This window comes from Massilia terrae, from assembly GCF_024753145.1.
Taxonomy (GTDB): domain Bacteria; phylum Pseudomonadota; class Gammaproteobacteria; order Burkholderiales; family Burkholderiaceae_D; genus Telluria; species Telluria terrae.
The window spans coordinates 693,752-716,648 of record NZ_JANUGU010000002.1; the positions used below are offsets into that span (position 1 = coordinate 693,752).

Consider the following 22,897-nt stretch of genomic DNA (forward strand, 5'->3'; position numbering starts at 1 on the left):
AGCAGGCAGGCTAGCCCGCCTGCTCATCCCCTTCCGGCGCCACCACCTCCACCTCATCGGCGCCATCTTCCACCTCGCCCGGCTCGCCGGGCTTGTGGGTCTTGGCCTCCGCCTTGCGCTTGGCCTTCTCCTCGGCCTTGCGCTTCTTCTCCAGCTCACGCTGGCGCTTTTCGTACTGGAAATTCGTCCGGGCCATATTCACCTCTCGGTCTTCGAATGGGACGCAACACCTCTATTATGAACCGAATAAAGGTCAGCCGTTTGAGCCACTCCGCGGATGGTGCTGCGCATGCAGGCGTTTGAGCCGTTCGCGCGCCACGTGGGTGTAGATCTGCGTGGTGGAAATATCGGAGTGGCCCAGCAGCAATTGCACCACGCGCAGGTCGGCGCCGTGGTTCAGCAAGTGGGTGGCGAAGGCATGGCGCAGGGTGTGCGGCGACAGCGGTCCCTTGATCCCGGCCCTGGCCGCGTGCTTCTTGATGATCACCCAGAACATCTGGCGCGTCATGGGCGCACCGCGGCCGGTCACGAACAGGGCGTCGTCGACCTGGCCGTTGAGGATGATGCCGCGCGCGTCCTTCAGGTAGCGCTCCAGCCACAGGCGCGCCTGCGCACCGAAGGGCACCAGCCGGGTCTTGCTGCCCTTGCCGGTGATGCGCAGCACGCCATCGTTCAGGCTCAGCTCGACCAGCTTGAGCGTGACCAGTTCCGACACCCGCAGCCCACTCGCGTACATCAGTTCCAGCATGGTGCGCTCGCGCAGCCCGAGCGGGGTCGACACGTCGGGCGCCTCCAGCAGGGCTTCGACCTGGGCCTCGGTCAGCGTGCTGACCATGCGCGCCGGCTGCCGGGCCGACGCCATCTGCAGGCAAGGGTCGGCCGGGATCCGGTTCTGGCGCAGGGCCAGCTGGTAGAAGCGCTTGAGCACCGACAGGCGGCGGTTGGCCGAGCTGGGCTTGGTGTCTGCGTGGCGCTCGGCGAAATAGGCAGCAATGTCCTCGCCACCGGCCTCCAGCAGGCCGCGGCCGGGCCGCTTGACGTCCAGCCAGCGCGCGAACAGCTTCATGTCGCGCCGGTAGGCGTCGAGCGAATTCTTCGCCAGCCCCTGCTCCAGCCAGAGGGTGTCGCAGAACTCGTCGATCAGTCCCAGATCGACTGCTGCCGCCATGGGGATTGCGATACGCCTTCGTGCTTGAGCAGCCAGCGCTTGACCGACAGGTGGAAGCCGTTCTCGTCGTCGTGGTTGGAAAAGCCGCCCAGCCCGGAAGCGGAGGTGACGCGGTGGCAGGGGATGATCAGCGGGAACCAGTTGGCGCCGCAAGCCTGCCCCACCGCGCGCGGCGCCGAGCCGATCTCCTTGGCCAGGTGGCCGTAGGTGCGCACCGCCCCGCGCGGGATGGCGCAAATCGCCTCCCACACGCGGCGCTGGAAGTCGCTGCCGCGCTCCATCAGCGGCAGGGTGAAGACGAAGTCGGCATCGTCGAAGTAGCGCAGCACCTGGGCGCAGGCTTGCTCGGCCACCGGGTCCTGCGCGTCCTTCTCGTGGAAGTGCGGCGGCAGGTAGACCAGCTCGCGCACGCGGCCGTCCTCGGTCCGGATCCCCATCGCGCCGAAGGGCGCCGCGACGATGGCGCTGAATATCTCGCTGCCTTGCTGTGTGTTCATCGGCACAGTGTAGCGCCCCGGCCGCCGAAAATGAAGATTCCCCCACCGAGGTGGAGATTTTATTCGCGCGCGTTTCGGGATAATCCCGGCATCACAACGCGAACCCACCGACCGACATGGATGACAAGGACAACCGCCTGGCGCGCGCCCCGCTGCATCTGCGCTTTTCGTGGCCGTTCGCGCTGGGCTATATGGCGCTGGTCGAAGTCATCTGGGAGCTGCACGAGCAGGCCCACATCCAGTTCGGGCGCCTGCTGTGCGGCGACTACGGCGCGCGCGACTTCAACGTGTGGGGCCTGGCGCGCGGCTGCAGCGCGGCGCATCCGCTGGCCCCGCTGGCGGCGCTGGCCGGGCCGGTGTTCAGCTTCGCGGCCAGCTACTGCGGCTGCCTGCTCCTGCTGCGTGCGGGCGGCGAGCGCTTGCGCGGCTGGGGACTGGCCCTGATGCTGGCGCCGATCCCGTTCGCGCGCCTGTTCGATGCGGTGCGCGGCCAGGGCGACGAGATCGCGTTCGCGCACCGGCTGGCGCCCGGCGTGCCTGCCGTGCTGCTGGACCTGGCGACGGTGACCGTGCTGGCGGCGCTGTGCGCGCCGCTGGTGCTGGCGGCCCTGCGCTCGCTGCCGCAGCGGCGCTGGCGCTGGCTCCTGGGCCTGTCCTTCCTGCCGCTGCCGGTCGCGCTGGTGTTCAAGCTGGGCCTGCTCAACGCGCTGCTGCGCGCGGGCTGGCTCGACAATCCGCGCACCTTCGGCACGCCGGTGCTGGTGTGGATCTATTTTTCTGTAATGAGCGCAGTGCTGGCATGGCGCGCGCTGTCGATGGGCAGTGCGCGCCATGCAGGCGCATAAAAAAAGCGCACCCGTAGGTGCGCTCCAAATTCTGTTCCACGTTTCCGGCCGATCGTCGAGCGTCGGCATACTGTAAAACGCAGGGTCTCCTCGATTTCTCCGGTATGGACTACCGGTACTTTTCTCTACTCCCCAAAAAAACCTTGCTTCTCTTGCACCAGGCGAGCGCATCATGCCGCCTGAAGGTGTCACATCATAGCCCAGCTTGCACCATATGAGCGCGGCATATTTGCAACGTTGATAAAATTATTTTCATCCGTATACCAAATTTGGTAGAAACAGAGAAATTTGTGGTACGTAAGTGATGAGCCCGAGGAAAACCAGCATGGTGATCAGCCAGGGCATCACGGCCATCGTCAGCTCCGAAATGCCCATCTTGGTGATGCCGGACGCCACGTACAGATTCAGGCCCACCGGCGGGTGGCACATGCCGACTTCCATGTTCACCACGATCAGCACGCCGAAGTGGATCGGGTCGATGCCCAGCGTGGTCGCGACCGGGAACAGGATCGGCGCCATGATCAGCACGATCGACGACGGCTCCATCACATTGCCGGCCACCAGCAGCAGCACGTTCACCACCAGCAGGAAGGCGATCGGGCCCAGGCCCTGGCTGGTGAGCCAGCTGGCCATGGCCTGCGGGATATTTTCGCTCGTCATCAGGAACGAGAACAACACCGCGTTGGTGATGATGTAGAGCAGCATCGCCGACATCGCGGCCGAGTCCAGCAGCACCTTGCCGACCTGCTTGAGCTTCAGGTCCTTGTACACGTACACGGCGATGAAGAAAGCGTACACGGCGGCCATGGCGGCGGCCTCGGTCGGGGTGAAGATGCCGGTGTAGATGCCGCCCATCACGATCACGATCAGCATCAGGCCCCAGATGCTCTTGCGGAAGGCGGCGAAGCGCTCGCCCCAGGTGGCCTTCGGCATGCGCGGATAGTCGCGCTTGCGGGCGATGAACCAGGTGGTGATGCCGAGGAAGGTCGCGAGCAGGATGCCCGGGATCACGCCGGCCATGAACAGCTTGCCGACCGAGGTGTTGGTGGTGACCGAATACAGCACCATCACCACCGACGGCGGGATCAGGATGCCGAGCGCGCCCGACGTGGTGATCACGCCGGCGCCGAAGCGTTTCGGGTAGCCCTGCTTGACCATGGCTGGCAGGATGATCGAACCGATCGCCACCACCGTCGCCGGGCTGGAGCCGGACACCGCCGCGAACAGCGCGCAGGCCAGCACGCCGGCCAGCGCCAGGCCGCCCGGCCAGTGGCCGACCATCGAGGTCGCGAAGTTGATCATCCGTCGCGCGACCCCGCCGTGGGTCAAGAAGTTACCAGCCAAGATGAAGAACGGGATCGCCATGATCTCGAAGTTCTCGATGCCGGTGAACAGCTTCATCGCCACCGATTCGATCGGCACCGTGGTCATCGTGAACAGGAAGGTCAGCACGGTCAGGCCGAGCGCGATCGAGACCGGCATGCCGGTCAGCATCAGCAGGATCAGCAGGACAAAAATGATGGTGGCGTTCATACGGCGTGCTCCCGGGCTTCGTCGATTTCGTCTTCCAGGCCTTCGACATAGCCGTGGTCATGGCGCGGCAGTTCGCCGTTCTTGAGGAAGTGCCAGGTCACCTGCAGGAAACGGAAGCACATCAGGTAGGAGCCGAGCGGCACCGCCAGGTACACGATCCACATCGGCAGTTCGAGGTCGGACGAGGTGGAGTCGGTCTGGCTCATGCGGGCGACGAAGATCGCGCCCAGGGTGCCGATGACGCCGGTGAAGAAGGCGCCCGCCAGCAGGCTGAGCACGACAACTTTCTGGCGCCATTTTTCCGACAGGCGGTTGACCAGCACGTCGACGCCGACGTGGATGCCGGTCCGCACGCCGTAGGCGGCGCCGAACTTGGCCATCCAGACGAACATGAAGATGCACAGCTCCTGGGCCCAGCTCAGGTTCAGGCCGATGAGGAAGTCCTGCAGGCCGGGAATCGGCAAGCCGGACAGGTAGCGGTGCACCACCGCTACGAAGATCACGACAGTGGCCGCGGCCATCAGGGACGCGATGATCCACTCTTCGAGGCGATCGAGGAATTTCATGGGGGTGTCCTAGGGGTAAGGAAACGCTTGGGGTGCGCGTGCGAGGGGGTCCCCGCTTTCGCGAGGACGAAGAAAAGCTAACTAAGCTCATTCGTCATTCCCGGCACTGCCGGGAACGACTTCCCGCGCACGCGGGAACCCCATTTCTAGATGAGCAGCCTATACTTTATTGGTACTTGGCCGTCTCTTTATAGATCGCCTGGATCAGGTCCTTGCCAATGCGCCCTTCCATCTGCTTATGCACCGGCAGCAGCGCCTTGCGCCAGTCGGCCTGCTGCTTCGGGGTCAGCTCGTAGATGGTGGTCTTGCCGGCCTTGCGAATTGCGGCCAGTGCCTCGTCGTTGTCGCGCTGGGCGATCGCCTTTTCGTAGGTGGTGGCATCGCGCATCGCCTGCTCCAGCGCGGCGCGGATGTCGGCCGGCAGGCCGTCCCAGAACTTCTTGTTGACGATCACCGCATAGCCCAGGTAGCCGTGGTTCGACAGCGTCAGGTGCTTTTGCACTTCATGCATCTTCTGCGTGTACATATTCGACGGCGGGTTCTCGGTGCCGTCGACCACGCCGGTCTGCAAGGCCTGATACACTTCAGAGAACGCCAGCACCTGCGGGTTCGCGCCCAGCGCGCGCATCTGCGCGTCGAGCACCTTGGAGGCCTGGATGCGCATCTTCAGGCCGCGGAAATCGGCCGGCTCGTGCAGCGGCTTGTTGGCCGACATGTCCTTGAAACCATTGTCCCAGTAGGCCAGGCCGGTGATGCCTTTCGGCTCCAGCTTCTGCATCAGGCTCTTGCCGACCGGGCCTTCGGTGACCGCGTACAGCGAAGTCTTGTTGGGGAAGATGTAAGGCAGGTCGAACACCTCGAATTCTTTCACGCCCAGCGGACCGAACTTGGCCAGCGAAGGCGCCAGCATCTGGACCGCGCCGAGCTGGAGCGCTTCCATCTCTTCCTTGTCCTTGTAGAGCTGGCTGTTCGGATAGACTTCGACCTTGACCCGGCCCTTGGTCATCTTCTCGGCCAGTTCCTTGAAGCGGTCGGCGGCGCGCCCTTTCGGCGTGTCGGTGGCGACCACGTGGCTGAACTTGATGACGATGGGAGCCTGGGCCCAGGCGGCGTTGAAGCTGGCGGCCGCGGCGAAGGCCACGACCAGTGCCTTGAATTTCATGTGTGTCTCCTCTTCTCTCTTGTGAAAATAGTTATTTTGGTAATTATTATTTTGGCGAGTCTGATTTAGCTAATTCTGCTACGCAATTGTGGAATTCCACAATAGCCGACTTCGTTGTTTTCTCACCATTGTATTGCATGAAAAGCATCAGTCTTCCACCATTGCCGCCCAGCACTGCATCCGGTCCCGCCAGCCGCTGGCGCTGGCTGGTGCCGGTGCTGCTGGTGCTCTTGTTCCTCGCCGTGCTGATCTGGCTGCCCTGGCAGGCGCGCGAGATGGAAAGCAACGAACGCCAGGAGCAATTGATCGCCGATACGCTGTGGGTCGAACAGACCCTGCGCTTCGAGCTGGCGCGCAACGAGGAGGCGCTGGCCAACCTCGGCGCCGATCTGGTCGTCAAGCCACCGCCGAACGAGATGCTGCAGGCCCGGATGGCGCAGATGTTCAAGAGCGGGCACGAGCTGGAGCGCCTGGTCTGGTTCGGCGCCGACGGCAAGGTGCTCGCGATCCATGGCGCCGAACTGCCGGCCAGCGGCCTGGCCGAAGCGTCGCGCGCGACGGGTGAGGTGGCGCGCAAGACCCACGGCGGCCGCTACAGCGATCCCTACGGCAGCACCGCCCTCGCCCACGGCCTGCTCGACTATCACCTGCCGCTGTACCACGAGGGCGCCTACGCCGGCAGCCTGGTCGCGACCTACAAGCTCAAGGTGCTGCTCGACGAGACCGTGCCGTGGTGGTTCGCGCAGGACAATATGCTGGAGCTGCTGGACAAGGACGACAAGGTGGTCGCGATCCGCAGTGCCGGCGGCCCGGGCCGCGGCGTCTACACCCACAAGCACGCGCTCGACCTGCCGGGCGGCCTGATCACGCTGGCCACCGACAGCACCAAGGGCGCGCCGCGCCTGCTGCCGAATTTGCTGGTCGGCTCGGTGATCGTCCTGGCGCTGGGCCTGCTGCTGTCGCTGGCCGCGCTGTGGCGCCACATCGCGCGCACGCTGGCGGCCGAGGCCGCGCTGCGCCAGCAGATGGCGTTTCGCACCGCGATGGAAAACTCGCTGGTCACCGGCCTGCGCGCGCGCGATCTCGAAGGCCGCGTCACCTACGTCAACCCGGCGTTCTGCGCGATGGTCGGGCTGCCGGCCGAGGAGTTGGTGGGCAAGGTCCCGCCGATGCCCTACTGGGCGCCGGAAGCGATGGCCGACTACGAAGAGCGCTTCCAGCTGGTGCTGTCGGGCGAAGCCACGCCGCAGTTCGAGACCGTGTTCCAGCGCTCGGATGGCGCGCGGGTGCCGGTGCTGGTGTTCGAGGCGCCACTGGTGGACAGCCGCGGGCGGCAGACCGGATGGATGAGCTCGATCCTCGACATCACCGACCGCAAGCGCGTCGAAGAACTGAACCGCAAGCAAGAAGAAAAGCTGCAGGAAAGCGCGCGCCTGGCGACGATGGGCGAGATGTCGTCGATGCTGGCGCACGAACTGAACCAGCCGCTGGCGGCCATTTCGAGCTACACGGCGGGCGCGCTGAACGTGCTGGCGCGCGGCGAGGACGCGGCGCAGCCGGTCGACGCCGGCCTGCTGCGGCGCGCGCTGGAGCAGGCGCGCCAGCAGGCCCAGCGCGCCGGCCAGATCATCAAGAGCGTGCACGAGTTCGTGAAGAAACGCGAGCCGGAGCGGCAGCGGGTGGAGATCGGCAGCGTGGTCGAAGGCGTGCGCGCCCTGATCGAGCTGCAGGCGCGCCAGGGCTACGTGGTGCTGCGCGTGCAGGTGCCGGGCCAGCTGCCGCCAGTGCTGGCCGACCGCATCATGCTGGAGCAGGTGCTGCTGAACCTGGCGCGCAACGGGATCGAATCGATGCAGGGCGAGCCGCCCGAGCGGCGCGTGCTGCGCATCGAGGCGCACGCCGAGGGCGGCCAGGTGGCGGTGGCGGTGATCGACAACGGACACGGCATTGCGCCCGAGGTGGCGGCGCGGCTGTTCTCGCCGTTCTTCTCGACCAAGGCCGAGGGCATGGGCATGGGCTTGTCGATCTGCCGCACGGCGATCGAGTTCCACGGCGGGACGCTGACCCATGCCGCCAATCCGGGCGGCGGAACCGTGTTCACCTTCACCTTGCCGCAGCAGGCGCAGGCGGAGGCGGCGTAGGCTAGAATTTACCCACCCCCAAAACAACGTCGTCCCCGCGCAGGCGGGGACCCATGGACCGCCTCCGGAAGTCACGACTGCTTTTCGCAACGCGGCTTCGGTAAGCGCTCTGACGCTATCGAAGGAAATCAATGCTCCACATCGTAGACGACGAAGACGTAATCCGCGACGCCCTCGCCTGGCTGGCCCAGTCGCGCGGGCTGGCGGCGCAGGGCTACGCCAGTGGCGAGGACTTCCTCGCCGCCGCCGGCCTCGGCACCGACCCGGTCGGCGATTGCGTGCTGCTCGACGTGCGCATGCCCGGCATGAACGGCATCGCCGTGTTCGACCAGCTGGTCGCCCGCGGCCTGCTGCCGCGCCTGCCCGTGATTTTCCTGACCGGCCACGGCGACGTGCCGATGGCGGTCGACTCGCTGAAACGCGGCGCCTTCGACTTCTTCGAAAAGCCCTTCAACGACAACGACCTGATGGACCGCGTCGAGCAAGCCCTGGCCGCCTCGCTGCGCGCCGGCCACACCGCCGCCGTGCGCGCCCGCCTCGCCACCTTGTCCGCGCGCGAACGCGAAGTGCTCGATTTGATTCTGGCCGGCAAAATGAACAAGGTCGTCGCGGATGAGCTCGGGATCAGCATGCGCACCGTCGAAGTCCACCGCGCCCACATCTTCGACAAGATGCAGGTCAAGACCGCGGTCGAGCTGGCGGGATTGTTGAAATAATCATTCTGCATCTGGCTCGTTCATTTTGTTTCCGCAAGGCCTTGCGATCCGCGAGACCGCCCTTACGTGAACAGGGAACGGCGGCCTCGGCGCTGCCGCAGACCTTCCGCCCGCGCGCCGCCTGCCGTCATGAACGGCTAATCTGGCCAAGTTGACATGCGCACGGCCGCTCCCGTGAGCCGTGCGCGGCGGGGCGCTTGTAAAATCCAATCAACGCGATGCATCGCCGCGCGCCGGCTGATGCCTTACTTTAGGGAATGCAGATGAACGAAAGAACAGTCGCAGACAAGATGTTCCTGAAGACCGCAAAGTCGATGATGATCTTGAACGGCGGGGTGCACCCCGGCATGGTGACGCAGATGCCGAAGGAGATCCAGGTCGACAAGGGCCCGGCCGACGTGGTCCTCATGTTTGCCATGAACCGCAAGGAACTCGAACATTACTTGCCGACCGCCAAGCAGGCGCTGGGCGAGAAAGGTTCCCTGTGGATCGCCTATCTCAAGCAGACCGCTTCCAAGGCCACTGATATCAATCGCGACTCGATCAACGACTTTGCGAAGGAAAACGGTATCACAGGCGTCGCCATCATTTCCATCGATGGCGACTGGTCGGCCTTACGCCTGAAGCGGATCGAAATCTAAACCGTGGCGCGCCAGCGCCCAGGCCACATGTTCGCGCACCAGCGCTGACGGATGGCCGGCACGGGCGCGCAGCGCGGCCACGATGGCCGCGTCCCCTTTGGCGCCGGCGACCGCGTTGCCCAAGCCGACCGCCAGGTTGCGCAGCCAGCGCTCATGTCCGATCCGCCGGATCGGGCTGCCCTCCATCCGCCGGTTGAACTCTTCCTCGTCCCACGCGAACAATTCGATCATGCCGCTGCTGGCCAGGCCGTTGCGCTCGTCGAAATCCGGCAGGCTGGCGCGCTGCGCGAACTTGTTCCACGGGCAGACCAGCTGGCAGTCGTCGCAGCCGTAGATGCGGTTGCCGATCAGCGGGCGCAGCTCAAGCGGGATCGGGCCCTTGAGTTCGATGGTCAGGTAGGAAATGCAGCGCCGCGCGTCCAGCCGGCCCGGGCCGAGGATGGCGCCGGTGGGGCAGGCGTCGATGCAGGCCGTGCACTGTCCGCAGTGGGCGCCGGTCGGCTCGTCCACCGGCAGCGGCAGGTCGACCAGGATCTCGCCGATGAAGAAGGTGGAACCGGCCTCGCGCGACAGCAGCAGCGTGTGCTTGCCGCGCCAGCCCAGGCCGGCCTTGCGCGCCAGCGGCAGCTCCATCACCGGCGCCGAGTCGGTGAACACGCGATAGCCGTACTCGCCGATTTCATGCTTCACGCGCTCGGCCAGCTGCTGCAGCCGGTTGCGCAGCACCTTGTGGTAGTCGCGGCCGCGCGCGTACACCGAGACCACCGCCGCGCGCGGATCCTGCTGGCGCGCCAGCTCGCGCTCGCGCCAGCCATCGCCTGTTGCGCGCGGCAGGTAATCCATGCGCGCCATGATCGCGCGCACCGTGCCCGGCACCAGTTCGGCCGGCCGGGCGCGCTTCATGCCGTGGCTTGCCATATAATCCATCTCGCCGTGGTTGCCCGCCGCCAGCCACGCCTTCAATCCTTCCTCCGCATCCGACAGGTCGACGTCCGCGATGCGCACTTCGGCAAAGCCCAGCTCCGCGCCCCACGCCTTGATGGCGCGCGCGAGTTCGGCAAGGTCGGGTGGCAGGGACGGCATGGTCGGGACGGAAGCGGCAAAGATCAACACGACATTCTATTCGATGCAGCATTTCACAGCCTACCTGCGGGACGAATCGGCCACCGCGGCCTTCGGCGCCGCGCTCGCGCGGGCGCTGGTGCCGGGCCTGGTGATCTACCTGCACGGCGACCTCGGCGCCGGCAAGACCGCGCTCACCCGCGCGCTGATCCAGGCCTGCGGCTACGCCGGCACCGTCAAGAGCCCGACCTACACGCTGGCCGAGCCCTACCGCGTCACGCTCGACGGTGCGCCGCTGCAGGTGATCCACTACGACCTGTACCGCATGTCCAGCCCGGAGGAATTCCTCGATGCCGGCTTCCGCGAAGACTTCGACGGCCACAATGTATGTATCGTCGAGTGGCCGGAGAAAGGCGCGCCGGTGTTGCCGCGGCCCGACGTGGCGATATCGCTGAGTGTGCGCGAGCCCGGCCGTGCGCTAGAATTGCAGGCGTTGTCCCCACTGGGCCTGCTATGCCTCGACCGCCTCTCCTTCGCACCACCCCGCTAGGTTCCGCCAGGCGCCGCACCATCCTCAAGGCCGGCGGCACGCTCCTGCTGTCCGTGCTCGGCCCGCTGCCGGCGCAGGCCGCGCAAATCCTCGCCGTGCGCGTGTGGCCGGCCGACGACTACACCCGCGTCACGCTCGAAAACGACGGCGACCTGAAGGCCACGCATTTCATGGTGCCCAATCCGCCGCGGCTGGTTGTGGACATCGACGGCCTGGCGCTCAACGACACGCTCAAGGGCCTGGTAGCGAAGATCGAATCGAACGACCCCTACATCAAGCAGGTGCGCGTGGGCCAGAACCGGCCGAATGTGGTGCGCCTGGTGTTCGACCTGAAGGAAGAGGTCAAGCCGCAGGTGTTCACGCTGCCGCCGGTGGCGGGCTACCACAACCGCCTGATCTTCGACCTGTATCCGCTGACGCCGGCCGATCCGCTGGCGGCCCTGATCCAGCAGCGCGACTGGACCACCGGCGATGCGCCGCCCGCGCCCGATGCGCTGGGCACGATCGCCAGACAGGATGGCGGCGAGGCGCCGGCGATGCCGGTCCCGCCGATGACGCAGGCGCCGCGGCCGACGCTGGCGCCGACGCCCGCGCCCAGCGCCGCACCGGCCGGCCTGCCGAAAGTGACGCGCATGGTGACCATCGCGCTCGACCCCGGCCACGGCGGCGAGGACCCGGGCGCGACCGGCGGCACCGGCGTGCACGAGAAGGACATCGTGCTCGAAATCGCGCGGCGCCTGAAGGCCAAGCTCGAAGGGATGCCGAATACCCGCGTGCTGCTGACGCGCGACGCCGACTACTTCGTCCCGCTCGGCACCCGCGTCGACAAGGCGCGCAAGGTGCAGGCCGACCTGTTCGTGTCGATCCACGCCGATGCCTTCGTCGAGCGCACCGCGCGCGGATCGTCGGTGTTCGTGCTATCCGAAAAAGGCGCCACCTCGAGCGCGGCGCGCTGGCTCGCGAACGACCAGAACAAGGCCGACCTGATCGGCGGCGTCAACCTCGCCAACCACGACCGCCAGCTGGCCAGCGTGCTGCTCGACCTGTCGACCACGGCGCAGATCAGCGACAGCCTCAAGCTGGGCAAGGCGGTGCTGAGCGAAATCGGCGGCATCAACAAGCTGCACCGCGGGATCGTCGAGCAGGCCGGCTTCGCGGTGCTGAAGGCGCCGGACATTCCGTCGATCCTGGTGGAGACGGCGTTCATCTCGAATCCCGAGGAAGAGGCGCGGCTCAAGGATGATGGCTACAAGGACCAGCTGGCCGATGCCATCACCAAGGGCATCCGCCGCTACTTCGCCGCCAATCCGCCGATGGCGAAGAGCCGGATGGCGTAATCCTATTTAAGATAAGCGATGGAAGAAAACACCGTCGCCCCGGCGCAGGCCGGGGCCCATACTGAGCATCCCGTCACGCGTTCCATGGATCCCGGCCTGCGCCGGGACGACGGTCTTGAAGTCAGCAGCAAGTTCGCAGAGCTGGACGCCGTCCACCTGAAAGCACCGGACGGCGCCGAAGCCATCATCACGCTGTACGGCGCCCACCTCGTGTCATGGAAGACTGCCGACGGCCGCGAACGCATGTTCCTCAGCGCGAAATCGGCGCTGGACGGAACCAAGGCCATCCGCGGCGGCATCCCCGTGATCTTCCCCCAGTTCGCCACCCGTGGCGCCGGCATGCGGCACGGCTTTGCGCGCGTGCTGCCGTGGCGCGTGACGGCCAGCGGCGTCGAAGACGGCGCCGCCTTCGCCATCTTCACACTGGCCGATAGCGACCTGCCCGCGACCGTCGCCACGTCGTGGCCGCACAAATTCACGCTGACGCTCTACATTGTCATGAAGGGCAGTTCGATCTCGATGTCGCTCAACGTGCGCAACGACGGCGACGCGCCCTTCCCGTTTGCCGCGGCCCTGCACACCTACCATCTCGTCGACGATCTGTCGGCAGTGCGGATCGATGGTGTCCAGCCGTCGACGCTGACGCTGGGCGACAAGCTGGACGAGGTTTTCGAAGGAATCCACCTGGTCACGCTGGCCAGCGGGGCGGGCGCCCTGCGGCTGGAGCAGGCCGGCTTTACCGATGCGGTGGTGTGGAATCCCGGCGCGGCCGATACGGCGGCGATGTCGGACATGGAAGCCGACGAGTACAAGCGCTTCGTCTGCATCGAGCCGGCCCTGCTCGGACCTGCGACGCTGGAGCCGGGGCAGGCCTGGCACGGCCGCTACAACGTCAGCTGCAGCTGAGCGTCAGTTCGACTCCTTGATCACCCGCCCGAACGTCGGCTGCACCGGCCGCGCGTTCAGCGGGTACAGGCGCGAATACAGGGCCATCTGCTCCGGCGAGGCCTGCATCTTCTGCTTCATCACCAGCCACAGCACGTCCTCGGTGCACGGCGGCGTGGTCAGCGATCCCATGTAGGTGTAGTACTCGCGCCGCTCCGGCAGCGCGTCGAGCGGATTGATGACGATCGCCGGCGACACCGTCGCCCGCTTCTCCAGCGGCAGGTTGTTCCAGATGGTCTGGATCAGGCGATGCTGTTCGCCGCGTTCGAGCAGCACGGCCACAACCGCCAGCCGCCCGCCCGGGCCCTTGTGCACGAGGTGCATCACCATCTCCGTCCCGCGGCCGTTGATGCGCTCTTCCGACGGGCGATGGAAGTGGATGTTCTGCAGCTCGTACATCTCGTTGCCGACGTTGATGAAATTGCCGCCTTCGACCGTCACTTCGATCGTATGGCCGGTGTCGACTTCGCTGAAGGTGGAAGGATGGTAGTCGAAGCCGACCTGCTCCAGGTCGACCTTCATGCCGTCGCGGATGTCGATCGGCGACTGGCGCTGCCCGGCGCCGCACTTCGCCCACTCGACGTTCATCTGCGCCCAGTTGGCCGGGCCGGTCTCGCCCTCGTAGCTCCAGTCGGTGCGGTGGCGCTTGGCTTCCGCCGCGATGGCGGCGGCCTTCTGATCCTGCAGCCGCTTCGCTTCGGCCGCCTTTTGCGCGCGGGCGGCGGTCACCACGCGCTGCTTCTGCTTCTCGCGCATCTCGGCCAGGCGCTGGGCGATTTTCTGCGACAGTTCGAGCTCGGCTTCTTCCTCTTTGCTGCGCTGTGGCGCGGGGGGCGTATAGGCGGACGTGCGCCCCGGCGTGGCTGCCGGCGCGGGAGTGTCGGCCTTGACCGGCGCGGCAGTCTTGCCGGCCGGCGGAGCCGGATTGTTCGCACTTGCCGTCAGCATGACGGAGCAGCCCGCGAACAGGGCAATCCAATTGCGCATGAGGTGTGCTTTTAACGCATTACCTCATCCTTATCGGAGAAAGCCGGGAAAACTTGAGCGGTCTGTGCGAAATCAGCGGCTGAGCATGCGGCGCCCGACCTTGTACAGGCCGCCCAGCGCCAGCGGCACCACGGCCGCGCCGACGCCGACCAGCACGATCGCGGTCAGGTGGTCGCGCACCACGGGGATGTTGCCGAAGAAGTAGCCGCCGGTGACAAGGGTCAGCACCCAGGCGGCGGCGCCGGTGAAGTTGAACAGCTGGAAGCGCGCATGCGTCATGTCCGACACGCCGGCCACGAAGGGCGCAAAGGTGCGCACCACCGGCACGAAGCGCGCCAGGATGATGGTCTTGCCGCCATGCCGTTCGAAGAATTCGTGGGTGCGGCGCAGCGCATCCTTGTTGATCCAGCGGTAATCGTGGGTGAAGACCCGTTGCCCGATCGCCTCGCCGATCCAGTAATTGAGCGTGTTGCCCGTGACCGCGGCCACGATCAGCAGGACCAGCAACAGGGGAAGGCTCATCTGGCCGGTGGCGCAGAAGGCGCCGGCAATGAACAGCAGGGTGTCGCCGGGGAAGAAAAACAGCACTACCAGGCCCGTTTCGCAGAACACGATCGCGAACAGGACCGCATAAACATAGACTCCATACTCGGCCAGCAGCGTGCCCAGCGTCTTATCGACATGAAGAATCATGTCGAAAAATTGCATCAGATCCATAATATTCCTAAATGGTAGCGTCGAATCATACCATCAGTCCGGCTGTAAAAATAACGGCTGGGCACAGTCTTTCCGCGACTTTTTTATTGCCACAAGGAATCGTTTCCTCGGTGACAGCAATCCCATTACAATCGGTGCCGCTGGGATAACAAACAATCAAAGGAGACCGGAATGGAGATGACGAGATCGGGCAAGCGGGCGCTGGCGGCGGCGTTGGCGGCATTGTTGGCAAGCGGCGCGGCGTGGTCCGCCGATCCGCCGCCCAAGCCGAGCGTGGCCGACGTGCTCAAAATGTCCAAGCCATCCGACTGGCGGCCGCTCGACCCGGACAACACCTTGTACATGGAGATCCCGACCGGTCGCGTGGTGATCGAGCTGGCGCCGGTGTTCGCGCCGAATCACGCGAAGAACATCAAGGCGCTGGTGCGCGAGCACTACTTCGATGGCCTGGCGATCATCCGCTCGCAGGACAACTGGGTGGTGCAATGGGGCGAACCGGACGACGTGAAAACCCCGCGCCCGATCAAGACCGCGCAGCAGACGCTGAAGGCCGAGTTCACGGTGCCGCGCGCGAACGACAAGCACTTCGTCCAGTTGAAGGACAAGGACGGCTACGCGCCGCAGGTCGGGCATTCGGATGGATTCCCGGTCGGGCATGATCCGAAGACCGGCGAAGCATGGCTGGCGCACTGCTACGGCATGGTCGGCGTGGGCCGCGACAACGACGCCGACAGCGGCGGCGGCACCTCGCTGTATGCCGTGATCGGGCACGCGCCGCGCCACCTGGACCGCAATATCACCGTCGTCGGGCGGGTGGTGGCGGGCATGCCGCTGCTGTCGGTGCTGCCGCGCGGGACCGGGCCGATGGGCTTCTATGACAAGCCGGAGCAGTATGTGCCGATCAAGTCGATCAAGGTCGCGGCGGATGTGCCGGAAGCGGAGCGCAGCCACCTTGAAGTGATGCGCAGCGAAGCGCCGATCTACCAGGCGGTGATCGAGGCGCAGCGCAACCGCGGCGGCCCGTGGACCAAGGTGCCGGCCGGCTATATCGACCTTTGCAACGCGCCGATTCCGGTGCGCGAGCGTAAGTGAGAAAACTGTTTATTTAGTTAGCAAGTTAGCCTCAGTACGTCGTCCCGGCCTCCGGAGGGACGACGGTTTTGAGGGTAGTGGCTAAACCACACCTCGGTTATCTTCCTTCCCCGCAAGCTATAATCCCGCCGATGAACGCCCCCGTCCCCACCCATCGCCCGATCCAGCAGCTGTCGGATCAGCTGATTTCGCAAATCGCCGCCGGCGAGGTGGTCGAGCGGCCGTCGGCCGTGGTCAAGGAGCTGCTCGAAAACGCGCTCGACGCCGGCTCGACGCAAATCACCGTGCGGCTGGAGGAAGGCGGCGTCAAGCGCATCGCGATCACCGACAACGGCCGCGGCATCGCGCCCGACGAGCTGCCGCTGGCGCTCGCGCGCCACGCCACCTCGAAAATCGCCTCGCTCACCGACCTCGAAAACGTGGGCACGCTCGGCTTCCGTGGCGAAGCGCTGGCCTCGATCGCATCGGTCGCCGCGGTGTCGATCACCTCGCGCACGCCCGACGCGGCGCATGCCTGGCAGATCGTCGGCTCGCACCAGGGTACGGTGACGCCATCGTCCGGCGCGTTCGGCACCACCATCGACGTGCAGGACCTGTACTTCAACACCCCGGCGCGTCGCAAATTCCTGAAGTCGGAGCAGACCGAATATGGTCATTGCGCCGAAGTCGTGCGCCGCATCGCGCTGGCGCGGCCGGACGTGTCGTTCACGCTGTCGCATAACGGCAAGGCGATCGACCACTGGAATGTCAGCGACATGGCCAAGCGCAGCGGCCAGATCGTCGGCAGCGAATTCGCCGACGCGCGCCTGCCGGTCGACGAAGCGGCCGGTCCGCTCCACCTGCACGGCTTCATCGGCCTGCCCACCGCGTCTAAGGCGCGCGCCGACGGCCAGTTCTTCTACGTGAACGGCCGCTTCGTGCGCGACAAGCTGCTGCTGCACGCGGTGCGCTCGGCCTACCAGGATGTGCTTCACGGCGACCGCTATCCGTCCTACGTGCTGTCGCTCGACCTCGACCCGTCGCTGGTCGACGTCAACGTGCACCCGTCGAAAATCGAAGTTCGCTTCCGCGACAGCCGCGCGGTGCACCAGTTCGTATTCCACGCCGTGCAGCGCGCGCTGGCGCATACCTCGGCCACCGCGCACGGCAGCGTGCCGGCGCCGATCACCGCCAGCGAAGTGACGCCGTCGGCGCAAAGCTGGCAGCGTCCGCACGAGCAGATCTCGTTCGGCGCCCAGCTGTCGCCGACCTTCTCGCCCTCGCCCTTCCCGCCCGGCAGCCGCTGGGATGCGCCTAACGGCGGCGTGGCGCAGCGCACCGAGAGCTACGGCGCCCTGTTCGCCGCGAACCCCACATCGACCGCATCGGTGGATGCCGCGCCTGTAACGGCGCTGGCCGCATCGGCGCGCCCGATGCCGGATGAAGACGAGTACCCGCTCGGCTTCGCGCTCGCCCAGCTGCACGGCATCTACGTGCTGGCGCAGAACCGCAAGGGCCTGGTGCTGGTGGACATGCACGCCGCGCACGAGCGCATCCTGTACGAACAGCTCAAGAACGCGCTCGACGCCCAGATCGAAGGGCGCGAGATGCAAGTGCAGCAGATGCTGATCCCGGTGACCTTCTTCGCCGACGCGGTCGAAGTCGGCACGGTGCAGGAGCACCAGGAAACGCTGAAAGCGCTGGGCTTCGACATCGCCGCGATCTCGCCCACCACGGTGGCGGTGCGTGCAGTGCCGACGCTGCTCAAGAACGCCGACGCACAGACGCTGGCGCGCGACGTGCTGCGCGACGTGCGCGAGTACGGTGGATCGCGCGTGCTGATCGAGCGCCGCAACGAACTGCTCGGCACCCTCGCCTGCCACACGGCGGTGCGCGCCAACCGCATCCTGACGGTGCCGGAGATGAATGCGCTGCTGCGCCAGATGGAAGCGACCGAGCGCGCCGACCAATGCAACCACGGCCGCCCGACCTGGGTCCAACTCGACATCTCGGCACTGGACAAGCTTTTCCTGCGCGGCCAATGAACACCTCGAGCAGCAAACCGCTGGCGGTGGCCATCATGGGCCCGACCGCGTCCGGCAAGACCGCGGCCGCGCTGGCGATCGCGCGCGAGCGGCCGGTCGAGATCATCTCGGTCGATTCGGCGCTGGTCTACCGCGGCATGGACATCGGCACCGCCAAGCCGACGGCCGAAGAACTGGCGGCCGTGCCGCACCATCTCATCGACATCATCGATCCGCTGGAAGCCTATTCGGTCGCACAGTTTCGCGCCGATACCTTGCGGCTGGTGGACGAGATCAGCGCCCGAGGCAAGCTGCCGCTGCTGGTCGGCGGGACGATGATGTACTTTAAGGGGCTGACCGAAGGGCTTGATGATTTGCCGACCGCCGACGCGGAGGTCCGCGCCGCGCTCGACGCCGAGGCTGCGCGCATCGGCTGGCCGGGGATGCACGAGAAGCTGCGGCAGGTCGATCCGGTCACCGCCGAACGCCTGAAGCCGAACGACGCGCAGCGCATCAACCGCGCGCTCGAAATCTACCAACTGTCGGGGCGGCCGATGTCCGAACTGCTGACCGGCCGCGGCAAGCTGGAGCTGCCGTTCGACCTGGTGTCGTACGCGCTGGAGCCATCCGACCGCGGCGTGCTGCACGCGCGGATCGCACTGCGCTTCGACCAGATGCTGGGCCGGCGCGACGACGAAGGCATCGTGGCCGAAGTCGCGCAGCTGCGCGCGCGCGGCGACCTGTCGCCGACGCTGCCGTCGATGCGCTGTGTCGGCTATCGCCAGACCTGGGACTACCTGGACGGGCGGATCACGCGCGCCGAGCTGCGCGAAGCGGGCATCATCGCGACGCGCCAGCTGGCCAAGCGGCAGCTGACCTGGCTTCGTTCGATGCCGGAGCGGATTGTGGTGGACTGCCTTGGCAAGGACCCGTCGGGCGCCCTGCTCCAGCAGATTTCGGCCCTCGGCAGATAAATTGGTGTAAAATCTTTGGCTCGGCTGGTTCCGCCAGCCTTGACACCGCGGGCACGAATCTGGATAATGCTCGTCGTTGCAGGTGATATAGCTCAGTTGGTTAGAGCATAGCATTCATAATGCTAGGGTCGTTGGTTCAAGTCCAACTATCACCACCAAGATTTCTGATAAGCCGTTGATTCCGAAAGGATCAGCGGCTTTTTCATTACCGCCCTGCCCGCTTGGTGTTGCACACAGGTGCTACACATGGCTGGAAATTTTCTCGTTCGATCCCGACACGGCACGGTTTACTACTTCTGTCGCCGCGTCCCGCTCCATCTTCAATCCATCATCGGCCGCAAGGTGCTCGTCCAGTCCTTGCAGACATCGGACCGGCGCTCAGCTATTATCCGAAGCCGCGCCGTCGCGGTGCACACGGATTCGATATTTCAAGAGATCATGGCCAGGAAAAAGCGGACTCATCCGATAACACTTTTCACTTCGAGTTTGAAATGCCGCTGCATGAGATAACTGGTCGGCCGAAGCGGTCAAGGTGAAGGCCGAGCCTCACGAGCCCCGGTGGTGCAGAGAATCGTCACATTCAGTGACGCCATTGCTGCGCATTTTGCCAAATCGCAAATAAAACCGCAGTCGAAGGCGACACACCGGGCCAAGCTGGAAGGCGCGAAGGCGTTCTTCAGCGACGCCGTGAACGTCCTTCAGATTGATCAGGTTGCGTTCGTCAGGTATTGCGAACACGTCACCAGCACGATCACGAACGTGACGACGCAACAGCTCTACATCGCCACCGTCGCGACGTTCTTGAACTGGCATCGGATTCGCGCTTACCTGCCGCAGATCACCACGAAGAGTGAAAATCTGCAAGTAGTCGCAGTACATCTCCAAGTGGGGCGGGCGCGAATTTGCGAAGCTCGGCGAGCAGCACCAACTCGACGTGCAGAAGCTCGGTTACTTCCACTCGATGCGACACACCTTCATGCAGGTCTTGGGCAACGCCAAGATATCCAGCGAGATATCTGCGGCGCTGTCCGGACGACAGTACGGCGGGGCCGACGCCGAACGCTACGAGCATCTCAAGAGCGACTATGCGCGCCTGTATCGCGACGGCATTCAAGCTGGTCTCAGTGCGTTGGCGAACGCAGCGCTATCGGCTTCCTAACGTCTCCTAAACCCACCCGGCCCGGATGACATGGCTAGGGTATTTGAAGACCGTGCTGACTAGCGGCTGATGGTGGCGAGACGCAAGCTGGCTGCCGTGTGTAGAACGCCTGGATGTTATCCTATGCGTCTTCAATGTATAAGGTTCGATTGGAAATTGGTCCCAAACGATGAACGATATGGCATGGCGCAAGCGGTTTTTTTCTAGGACTTTTATTTTTTGGGGCCTCGCATTTCGACGGTGGCGCTCTTGCTTGAGGCCCGCGCCTGGGTGTCAGGCAGGATATCGGACTTTGCCTTGAGGCGGGATGTTGCGACGGGCGGACTGGCGTCGACAACATTGCAACGAAACAAGCAACCTTAGCGGCAACTGAAAAATGCTCCGCCGGAGACATCTTGCGTAGCTGTTCGCGGAAAGGCGCGCGCCGGATTATCCGGTAGTCGCCGATGCCTACTATACAAGCCTCCATGTAACGCAGATAAGCCAGCTCCTCAATTCGAAGCGAAATGAGTTTGGCGGGAGCGTTTTCGTTGTCAGTGCTTTGCACGATGGTCTTGGGTTGCCGTTGCTTTAAGCCCTAGTTGTGTTACCCGTCGGGGACGCCCTGCGCGCCTTCCACGGGTGTGGAGGGAAGAACCTCCGGTGCGAGATAGGGGGTTAAATTACGGAGAGGTTACTTACGGTTGTTCTCATCGTCTTTCCCTGACTTGAAATGTCTAAGAACCAGCTGACCAAACGTATAAATGCAAAGTTTGATAATTAGGGATTTGACTTTCGCGGTATCGTTATTCGATAAAGCCTCCGTGAGTTCGTAATAGGTGTAACCGTTGGCGAAGAGGTGCCCCAGGAGAAGTTTTGCGTATTTCCCGAAGCAGCGATTTTTGTCTTGCATGGTCCTCCAATATGGAATTGGAGGTTACGACCTATCTGCAAGTACCGGACACAACAAGACCGGTACGTACATTGTACTGAAATGCGTCACCGGTTCAACGGTTAGCGGAAGTCATGTCTGGCATTTTTCCGTTTCGGTCCGCATTAGGTCCGAATCAGGTCCGCACTCTTATCTTACCGTTTTGTCCCCGCCGGTCGACCTCGCTCGTCGACTACTTCGGCTACATCGGCCTGCCCAAAATAGGTGCACAATCCGCTACACTACTCGGCTGAAAGCGGCGTTGCCCCGCGACAGGCTCCCAAAGAACAAGTACCGGCCTTTTAGAAGGCTGAACACCCCTAAGTTCGCGCGTTTCCACTCGTCCTCCCCGATCATGACCTATTGCTTTGCGTTTTCGCTCAATCCAGATGGCCTAGCGGTAATCTCAGACACGCGGGTAACTACCTCCACCAGAATATATGACGGACAGCAAAAGGTGTTTTTCCCCACGCCCTACTCGTTCGTAGCGGTCGCCGGTAACGTGGCGAATCTTGAGGCAATGCTGACCGGAATATCTGAGCGCCTTATGTCCGTGCATGAGCGCGACCGCATGGATCAGCTTATCCGCTTTCTCGACCGTCGTTGCGAGCAACTTCCGTCCCTCAGAGGTTTAACAGAACAGTCGCTTCAGAGAGAGGGGTTTGCAATAATTTATGGCGACACGCGCCGACACCGATCAGGCAGTCGTGCCCGGCTGGTACGTCTCGAACTGAGAGCTAACGGCGAAGGCACCGCATACTTAGACCGACACGTCCCGCCCCGCGATCTTGGCTGGGTCGCGATAGGTACCGCACCAGGAACTCGAGCGTTCCTAGGGAACACAGCCGCATACAACCTCGGGCGTTTAGAGCAACGCGGGCTGGTAATTCGAGTGCAGCCCAGTACGTTCACGCCACCACCCGACACACCGATCTACTCGGACTTGACTGCTCGTGGAGTGAGGCGCCCGCATGAACGACAGGCTTTAATTTTGGATTCCTCCGGACCACGGGACGGCACATTCCGAAAGGTCTTGCGGCAGCACTACCGGGAGCAGCTTCAGTCGGGCAACCGCGTTCATCAGCTAAGCCCCCTGGTTGCGTTTGCGACAGCCGCAAAGGACGCGATCGCAGAGCAGGTGGCTGAGTTTAAAACCGGTCCAGGGTTGCCGGATGTGGACGGCATTAGCGACACTTGGTGCATTGCGACCATTTCGAACCCGGAGGGCGCACAGCTTTACACCGAAACAAACAGCGGTCCAATTACCAGCGCTTTTTCTTTACGCCCAGACTTCACTATGATGCGTCCAAATTAGTGGTGAAAGAGGCTAAACTGAAGGCAGGCTTGTGCATCCCAAAGGTGATGTACAAGGTTCCTAAATTGACACCGCGCGACGCAGCACTCCCTTTCGCGTCAATGACTTAGCCGAGAAAACTTCAGGAGCGTCAACTCCAACTATCACCACCACAGAATAAAGAACGGCCCAGCTCTTGCGAGTTGGGTCGTTTGCTTTTGGGCTGTAACTTTGTTCCCACCATGTGCTTCGCCATCCCACGCTCGACATTTTTACAGTCGGCGCGGCTGGACGACCACATCTTTGCTACCTCTGGGTGATCACCGTCGGTGCCGCACGTTTTCCGAAGCGCTCACGCGCGTTCTCTCGTTTTTAAATTCCACAAGCCAGCGCCTCTACCAACCAAAGTGTCGCTGAAAAGAAACGTCTCGGACCGCGCAATTAATCAGTGGCAAAAGTCGATTTTCCGGATGTAAATATACTCTGGATATCAAGCAGGTCCGACGACTCCACTTTGAGAGGTGCAGCTCGTGAAACGCGATACCGGAAAATTGAAACAGCTAGGCCAAGGGATGACCGAATACGTCATCATCGTTGA

Annotated in this window: 22 protein-coding genes and 1 tRNA gene; 13 read left to right on the plus strand and 10 right to left on the minus strand. The window is 64.0% G+C overall.

Going from position 1 to position 22,897, the window contains the following annotated elements; genetic code table 11:
* Nucleotides 1-10: 10 nt before the first annotated feature.
* Genes NX778_RS10305 through NX778_RS10315 form a run of 3 tightly spaced genes read right to left on the minus strand, consistent with a single transcriptional unit; the run spans nt 11 to nt 1,665 of the window.
* Nucleotides 11-196, minus strand: coding sequence for a hypothetical protein (locus NX778_RS10305; protein WP_258811636.1), 186 nt, complete (start codon nt 194-196; stop codon nt 11-13).
* 57 nt (nt 197-253) lie between these two features.
* On the minus strand, nt 254-1,168 hold the full coding sequence (gene xerD / locus NX778_RS10310) for a site-specific tyrosine recombinase XerD (RefSeq protein WP_258811637.1): 915 nt from the start codon (nt 1,166-1,168) through the stop codon (nt 254-256).
* Nucleotides 1,141-1,665: a methylated-DNA--[protein]-cysteine S-methyltransferase gene (locus NX778_RS10315; RefSeq protein ID WP_258811638.1), complete on the minus strand. Its 525-nt coding sequence runs from the start codon at nt 1,663-1,665 to the stop codon at nt 1,141-1,143. The genes xerD and NX778_RS10315 overlap by 28 nt, the downstream gene beginning before the upstream one ends.
* Before the next feature lie 116 nt (nt 1,666-1,781).
* On the opposite strand from NX778_RS10315, the gene NX778_RS10320 reads away from it, so the two are divergent.
* Complete coding sequence (locus NX778_RS10320) at nt 1,782-2,510, plus strand: hypothetical protein (protein WP_258811639.1); 729 nt, start codon at nt 1,782-1,784, stop codon at nt 2,508-2,510.
* Between the two features lie 252 nt (nt 2,511-2,762).
* Here NX778_RS10320 and NX778_RS10325 read toward each other — a convergent pair whose 3' ends face one another.
* From NX778_RS10325 to NX778_RS10335, 3 genes are all read right to left on the minus strand, one after another.
* Entirely contained in the window at nt 2,763-4,043 is a 1,281-nt protein-coding gene (locus NX778_RS10325) for a TRAP transporter large permease (protein WP_258811640.1), read from the minus strand.
* Nucleotides 4,040-4,609 carry a TRAP transporter small permease gene (locus NX778_RS10330; RefSeq protein WP_258811641.1) on the minus strand — a complete coding sequence of 190 codons (570 nt, stop codon included), beginning with the start codon at nt 4,607-4,609 and terminating at the stop codon, nt 4,040-4,042. The genes NX778_RS10325 and NX778_RS10330 overlap by 4 nt, the downstream gene beginning before the upstream one ends.
* A 166-nt stretch (nt 4,610-4,775) precedes the next feature.
* On the minus strand, nt 4,776-5,771 hold the full coding sequence (locus tag NX778_RS10335) for a TRAP transporter substrate-binding protein (protein ID WP_258811642.1): 996 nt from the start codon (nt 5,769-5,771) through the stop codon (nt 4,776-4,778).
* Between the two features lie 137 nt (nt 5,772-5,908).
* Between NX778_RS10335 and NX778_RS10340 the strand changes: the two genes are divergently transcribed.
* The 3 genes from NX778_RS10340 (at nt 5,909) to NX778_RS10350 (ending at nt 9,269) form a co-directional block, all read left to right on the plus strand.
* Nucleotides 5,909-7,912, plus strand: a complete 2,004-nt coding sequence (locus NX778_RS10340; RefSeq protein WP_258811643.1) for a sensor histidine kinase — start codon at nt 5,909-5,911, stop codon at nt 7,910-7,912.
* Nucleotides 7,913-8,043: 131 nt separating this feature from the next.
* Complete coding sequence (locus NX778_RS10345) at nt 8,044-8,628, plus strand: response regulator transcription factor (RefSeq protein ID WP_258811644.1); 585 nt, start codon at nt 8,044-8,046, stop codon at nt 8,626-8,628.
* Nucleotides 8,629-8,891: 263 nt separating this feature from the next.
* Nucleotides 8,892-9,269 carry a DUF3052 family protein gene (locus tag NX778_RS10350; RefSeq protein ID WP_258811645.1) on the plus strand — a complete coding sequence of 126 codons (378 nt, stop codon included), beginning with the start codon at nt 8,892-8,894 and terminating at the stop codon, nt 9,267-9,269.
* Here NX778_RS10350 and queG read toward each other — a convergent pair.
* Nucleotides 9,243-10,352 (minus strand): tRNA epoxyqueuosine(34) reductase QueG, encoded by a 1,110-nt coding sequence (gene queG, locus NX778_RS10355; protein ID WP_258811762.1) that lies wholly within the window; start codon nt 10,350-10,352, stop codon nt 9,243-9,245. The genes NX778_RS10350 and queG overlap by 27 nt on opposite strands.
* Before the next feature lie 43 nt (nt 10,353-10,395).
* On the opposite strand from queG, the gene tsaE reads away from it, so the two are divergent.
* Genes tsaE through NX778_RS10370 form a run of 3 tightly spaced genes read left to right on the plus strand, consistent with a single transcriptional unit; the run spans nt 10,396 to nt 13,124 of the window.
* Complete coding sequence (tsaE, locus tag NX778_RS10360) at nt 10,396-10,881, plus strand: tRNA (adenosine(37)-N6)-threonylcarbamoyltransferase complex ATPase subunit type 1 TsaE (protein WP_258811646.1); 486 nt, start codon at nt 10,396-10,398, stop codon at nt 10,879-10,881.
* On the plus strand, nt 10,845-12,218 hold the full coding sequence (locus NX778_RS10365; RefSeq protein ID WP_258811647.1) for an N-acetylmuramoyl-L-alanine amidase: 1,374 nt from the start codon (nt 10,845-10,847) through the stop codon (nt 12,216-12,218). The genes tsaE and NX778_RS10365 overlap by 37 nt, the downstream gene beginning before the upstream one ends.
* Before the next feature lie 18 nt (nt 12,219-12,236).
* Nucleotides 12,237-13,124, plus strand: coding sequence for a D-hexose-6-phosphate mutarotase (locus NX778_RS10370; protein WP_258811648.1), 888 nt, complete (start codon nt 12,237-12,239; stop codon nt 13,122-13,124).
* 3 nt (nt 13,125-13,127) lie between these two features.
* On the opposite strand, the gene NX778_RS10375 is transcribed toward NX778_RS10370, so the two are convergent.
* Both NX778_RS10375 and NX778_RS10380 read right to left on the minus strand, forming a co-directional pair.
* Nucleotides 13,128-14,150 (minus strand): carbonic anhydrase, encoded by a 1,023-nt coding sequence (locus tag NX778_RS10375; protein WP_258811649.1) that lies wholly within the window; start codon nt 14,148-14,150, stop codon nt 13,128-13,130.
* A 72-nt stretch (nt 14,151-14,222) separates the two neighbouring features.
* Complete coding sequence (locus tag NX778_RS10380; protein WP_258811650.1) at nt 14,223-14,867, minus strand: VTT domain-containing protein; 645 nt, start codon at nt 14,865-14,867, stop codon at nt 14,223-14,225.
* A gap of 171 nt (nt 14,868-15,038) precedes the next feature.
* Between NX778_RS10380 and NX778_RS10385 the strand changes: the two genes are divergently transcribed.
* From NX778_RS10385 to NX778_RS24640, 5 genes are all read left to right on the plus strand, one after another.
* On the plus strand, nt 15,039-15,959 hold the full coding sequence (locus tag NX778_RS10385) for a peptidylprolyl isomerase (RefSeq protein WP_258811651.1): 921 nt from the start codon (nt 15,039-15,041) through the stop codon (nt 15,957-15,959).
* A gap of 131 nt (nt 15,960-16,090) precedes the next feature.
* The gene (gene mutL, locus NX778_RS10390) at nt 16,091-17,983 is read left to right on the plus strand and encodes a DNA mismatch repair endonuclease MutL (RefSeq protein ID WP_258811652.1); all 1,893 of its coding nucleotides are present in this window, start codon (nt 16,091-16,093) and stop codon (nt 17,981-17,983) included.
* Entirely contained in the window at nt 17,980-18,936 is a 957-nt protein-coding gene (gene miaA, locus NX778_RS10395; protein WP_258811653.1) for a tRNA (adenosine(37)-N6)-dimethylallyltransferase MiaA, read from the plus strand. Before mutL ends, miaA begins: the two co-directional genes overlap by 4 nt.
* Before the next feature lie 81 nt (nt 18,937-19,017).
* Nucleotides 19,018-19,094: transfer RNA gene (locus NX778_RS10400), tRNA-Met, on the plus strand.
* An 88-nt stretch (nt 19,095-19,182) separates the two neighbouring features.
* Nucleotides 19,183-19,446 (plus strand): DUF6538 domain-containing protein, encoded by a 264-nt coding sequence (locus tag NX778_RS24640; RefSeq protein ID WP_370661321.1) that lies wholly within the window; start codon nt 19,183-19,185, stop codon nt 19,444-19,446.
* A 36-nt stretch (nt 19,447-19,482) separates the two neighbouring features.
* Here the strand turns inward: NX778_RS24640 and NX778_RS10405 are convergent, their stop codons facing one another.
* Nucleotides 19,483-19,800, minus strand: coding sequence for a hypothetical protein (locus tag NX778_RS10405; protein ID WP_258811654.1), 318 nt, complete (start codon nt 19,798-19,800; stop codon nt 19,483-19,485).
* Between the two features lie 70 nt (nt 19,801-19,870).
* Between NX778_RS10405 and NX778_RS10410 the strand changes: the two genes are divergently transcribed.
* Nucleotides 19,871-20,095: a site-specific integrase gene (locus NX778_RS10410; protein ID WP_258811655.1), complete on the plus strand. Its 225-nt coding sequence runs from the start codon at nt 19,871-19,873 to the stop codon at nt 20,093-20,095.
* Nucleotides 20,096-22,897: the final 2,802 nt, after the last annotated feature.

Coding starts and splice junctions, on each gene's coding strand:
- NX778_RS10320 (WP_258811639.1), top strand. CDS start 1,782: ATGGATGACAAGGACAACCGCCTGGCGCGCGCCCCGCTGCATCTGCGC.
- NX778_RS10330 (WP_258811641.1), bottom strand. CDS start 4,609: ATGAAATTCCTCGATCGCCTCGAAGAGTGGATCATCGCGTCCCTGATG.
- NX778_RS10370 (WP_258811648.1), top strand. CDS start 12,237: ATGGAAGAAAACACCGTCGCCCCGGCGCAGGCCGGGGCCCATACTGAG.
- tsaE (WP_258811646.1), top strand. CDS start 10,396: ATGCAGCATTTCACAGCCTACCTGCGGGACGAATCGGCCACCGCGGCC.
- miaA (WP_258811653.1), top strand. CDS start 17,980: ATGAACACCTCGAGCAGCAAACCGCTGGCGGTGGCCATCATGGGCCCG.
- NX778_RS10380 (WP_258811650.1), bottom strand. CDS start 14,867: ATGGATCTGATGCAATTTTTCGACATGATTCTTCATGTCGATAAGACG.
- NX778_RS10350 (WP_258811645.1), top strand. CDS start 8,892: ATGAACGAAAGAACAGTCGCAGACAAGATGTTCCTGAAGACCGCAAAG.
- NX778_RS10365 (WP_258811647.1), top strand. CDS start 10,845: ATGCCTCGACCGCCTCTCCTTCGCACCACCCCGCTAGGTTCCGCCAGG.
- NX778_RS10345 (WP_258811644.1), top strand. CDS start 8,044: ATGCTCCACATCGTAGACGACGAAGACGTAATCCGCGACGCCCTCGCC.
- queG (WP_258811762.1), bottom strand. CDS start 10,352: ATGCCGTCCCTGCCACCCGACCTTGCCGAACTCGCGCGCGCCATCAAG.
- NX778_RS10335 (WP_258811642.1), bottom strand. CDS start 5,771: ATGAAATTCAAGGCACTGGTCGTGGCCTTCGCCGCGGCCGCCAGCTTC.
- NX778_RS10375 (WP_258811649.1), bottom strand. CDS start 14,150: ATGCGCAATTGGATTGCCCTGTTCGCGGGCTGCTCCGTCATGCTGACG.
- NX778_RS10340 (WP_258811643.1), top strand. CDS start 5,909: ATGAAAAGCATCAGTCTTCCACCATTGCCGCCCAGCACTGCATCCGGT.
- NX778_RS10325 (WP_258811640.1), bottom strand. CDS start 4,043: ATGAACGCCACCATCATTTTTGTCCTGCTGATCCTGCTGATGCTGACC.
- NX778_RS24640 (WP_370661321.1), top strand. CDS start 19,183: ATGGCTGGAAATTTTCTCGTTCGATCCCGACACGGCACGGTTTACTAC.
- NX778_RS10305 (WP_258811636.1), bottom strand. CDS start 196: ATGGCCCGGACGAATTTCCAGTACGAAAAGCGCCAGCGTGAGCTGGAG.
- mutL (WP_258811652.1), top strand. CDS start 16,091: ATGAACGCCCCCGTCCCCACCCATCGCCCGATCCAGCAGCTGTCGGAT.
- xerD (WP_258811637.1), bottom strand. CDS start 1,168: ATGGCGGCAGCAGTCGATCTGGGACTGATCGACGAGTTCTGCGACACC.
- NX778_RS10385 (WP_258811651.1), top strand. CDS start 15,039: ATGGAGATGACGAGATCGGGCAAGCGGGCGCTGGCGGCGGCGTTGGCG.
- NX778_RS10315 (WP_258811638.1), bottom strand. CDS start 1,665: ATGAACACACAGCAAGGCAGCGAGATATTCAGCGCCATCGTCGCGGCG.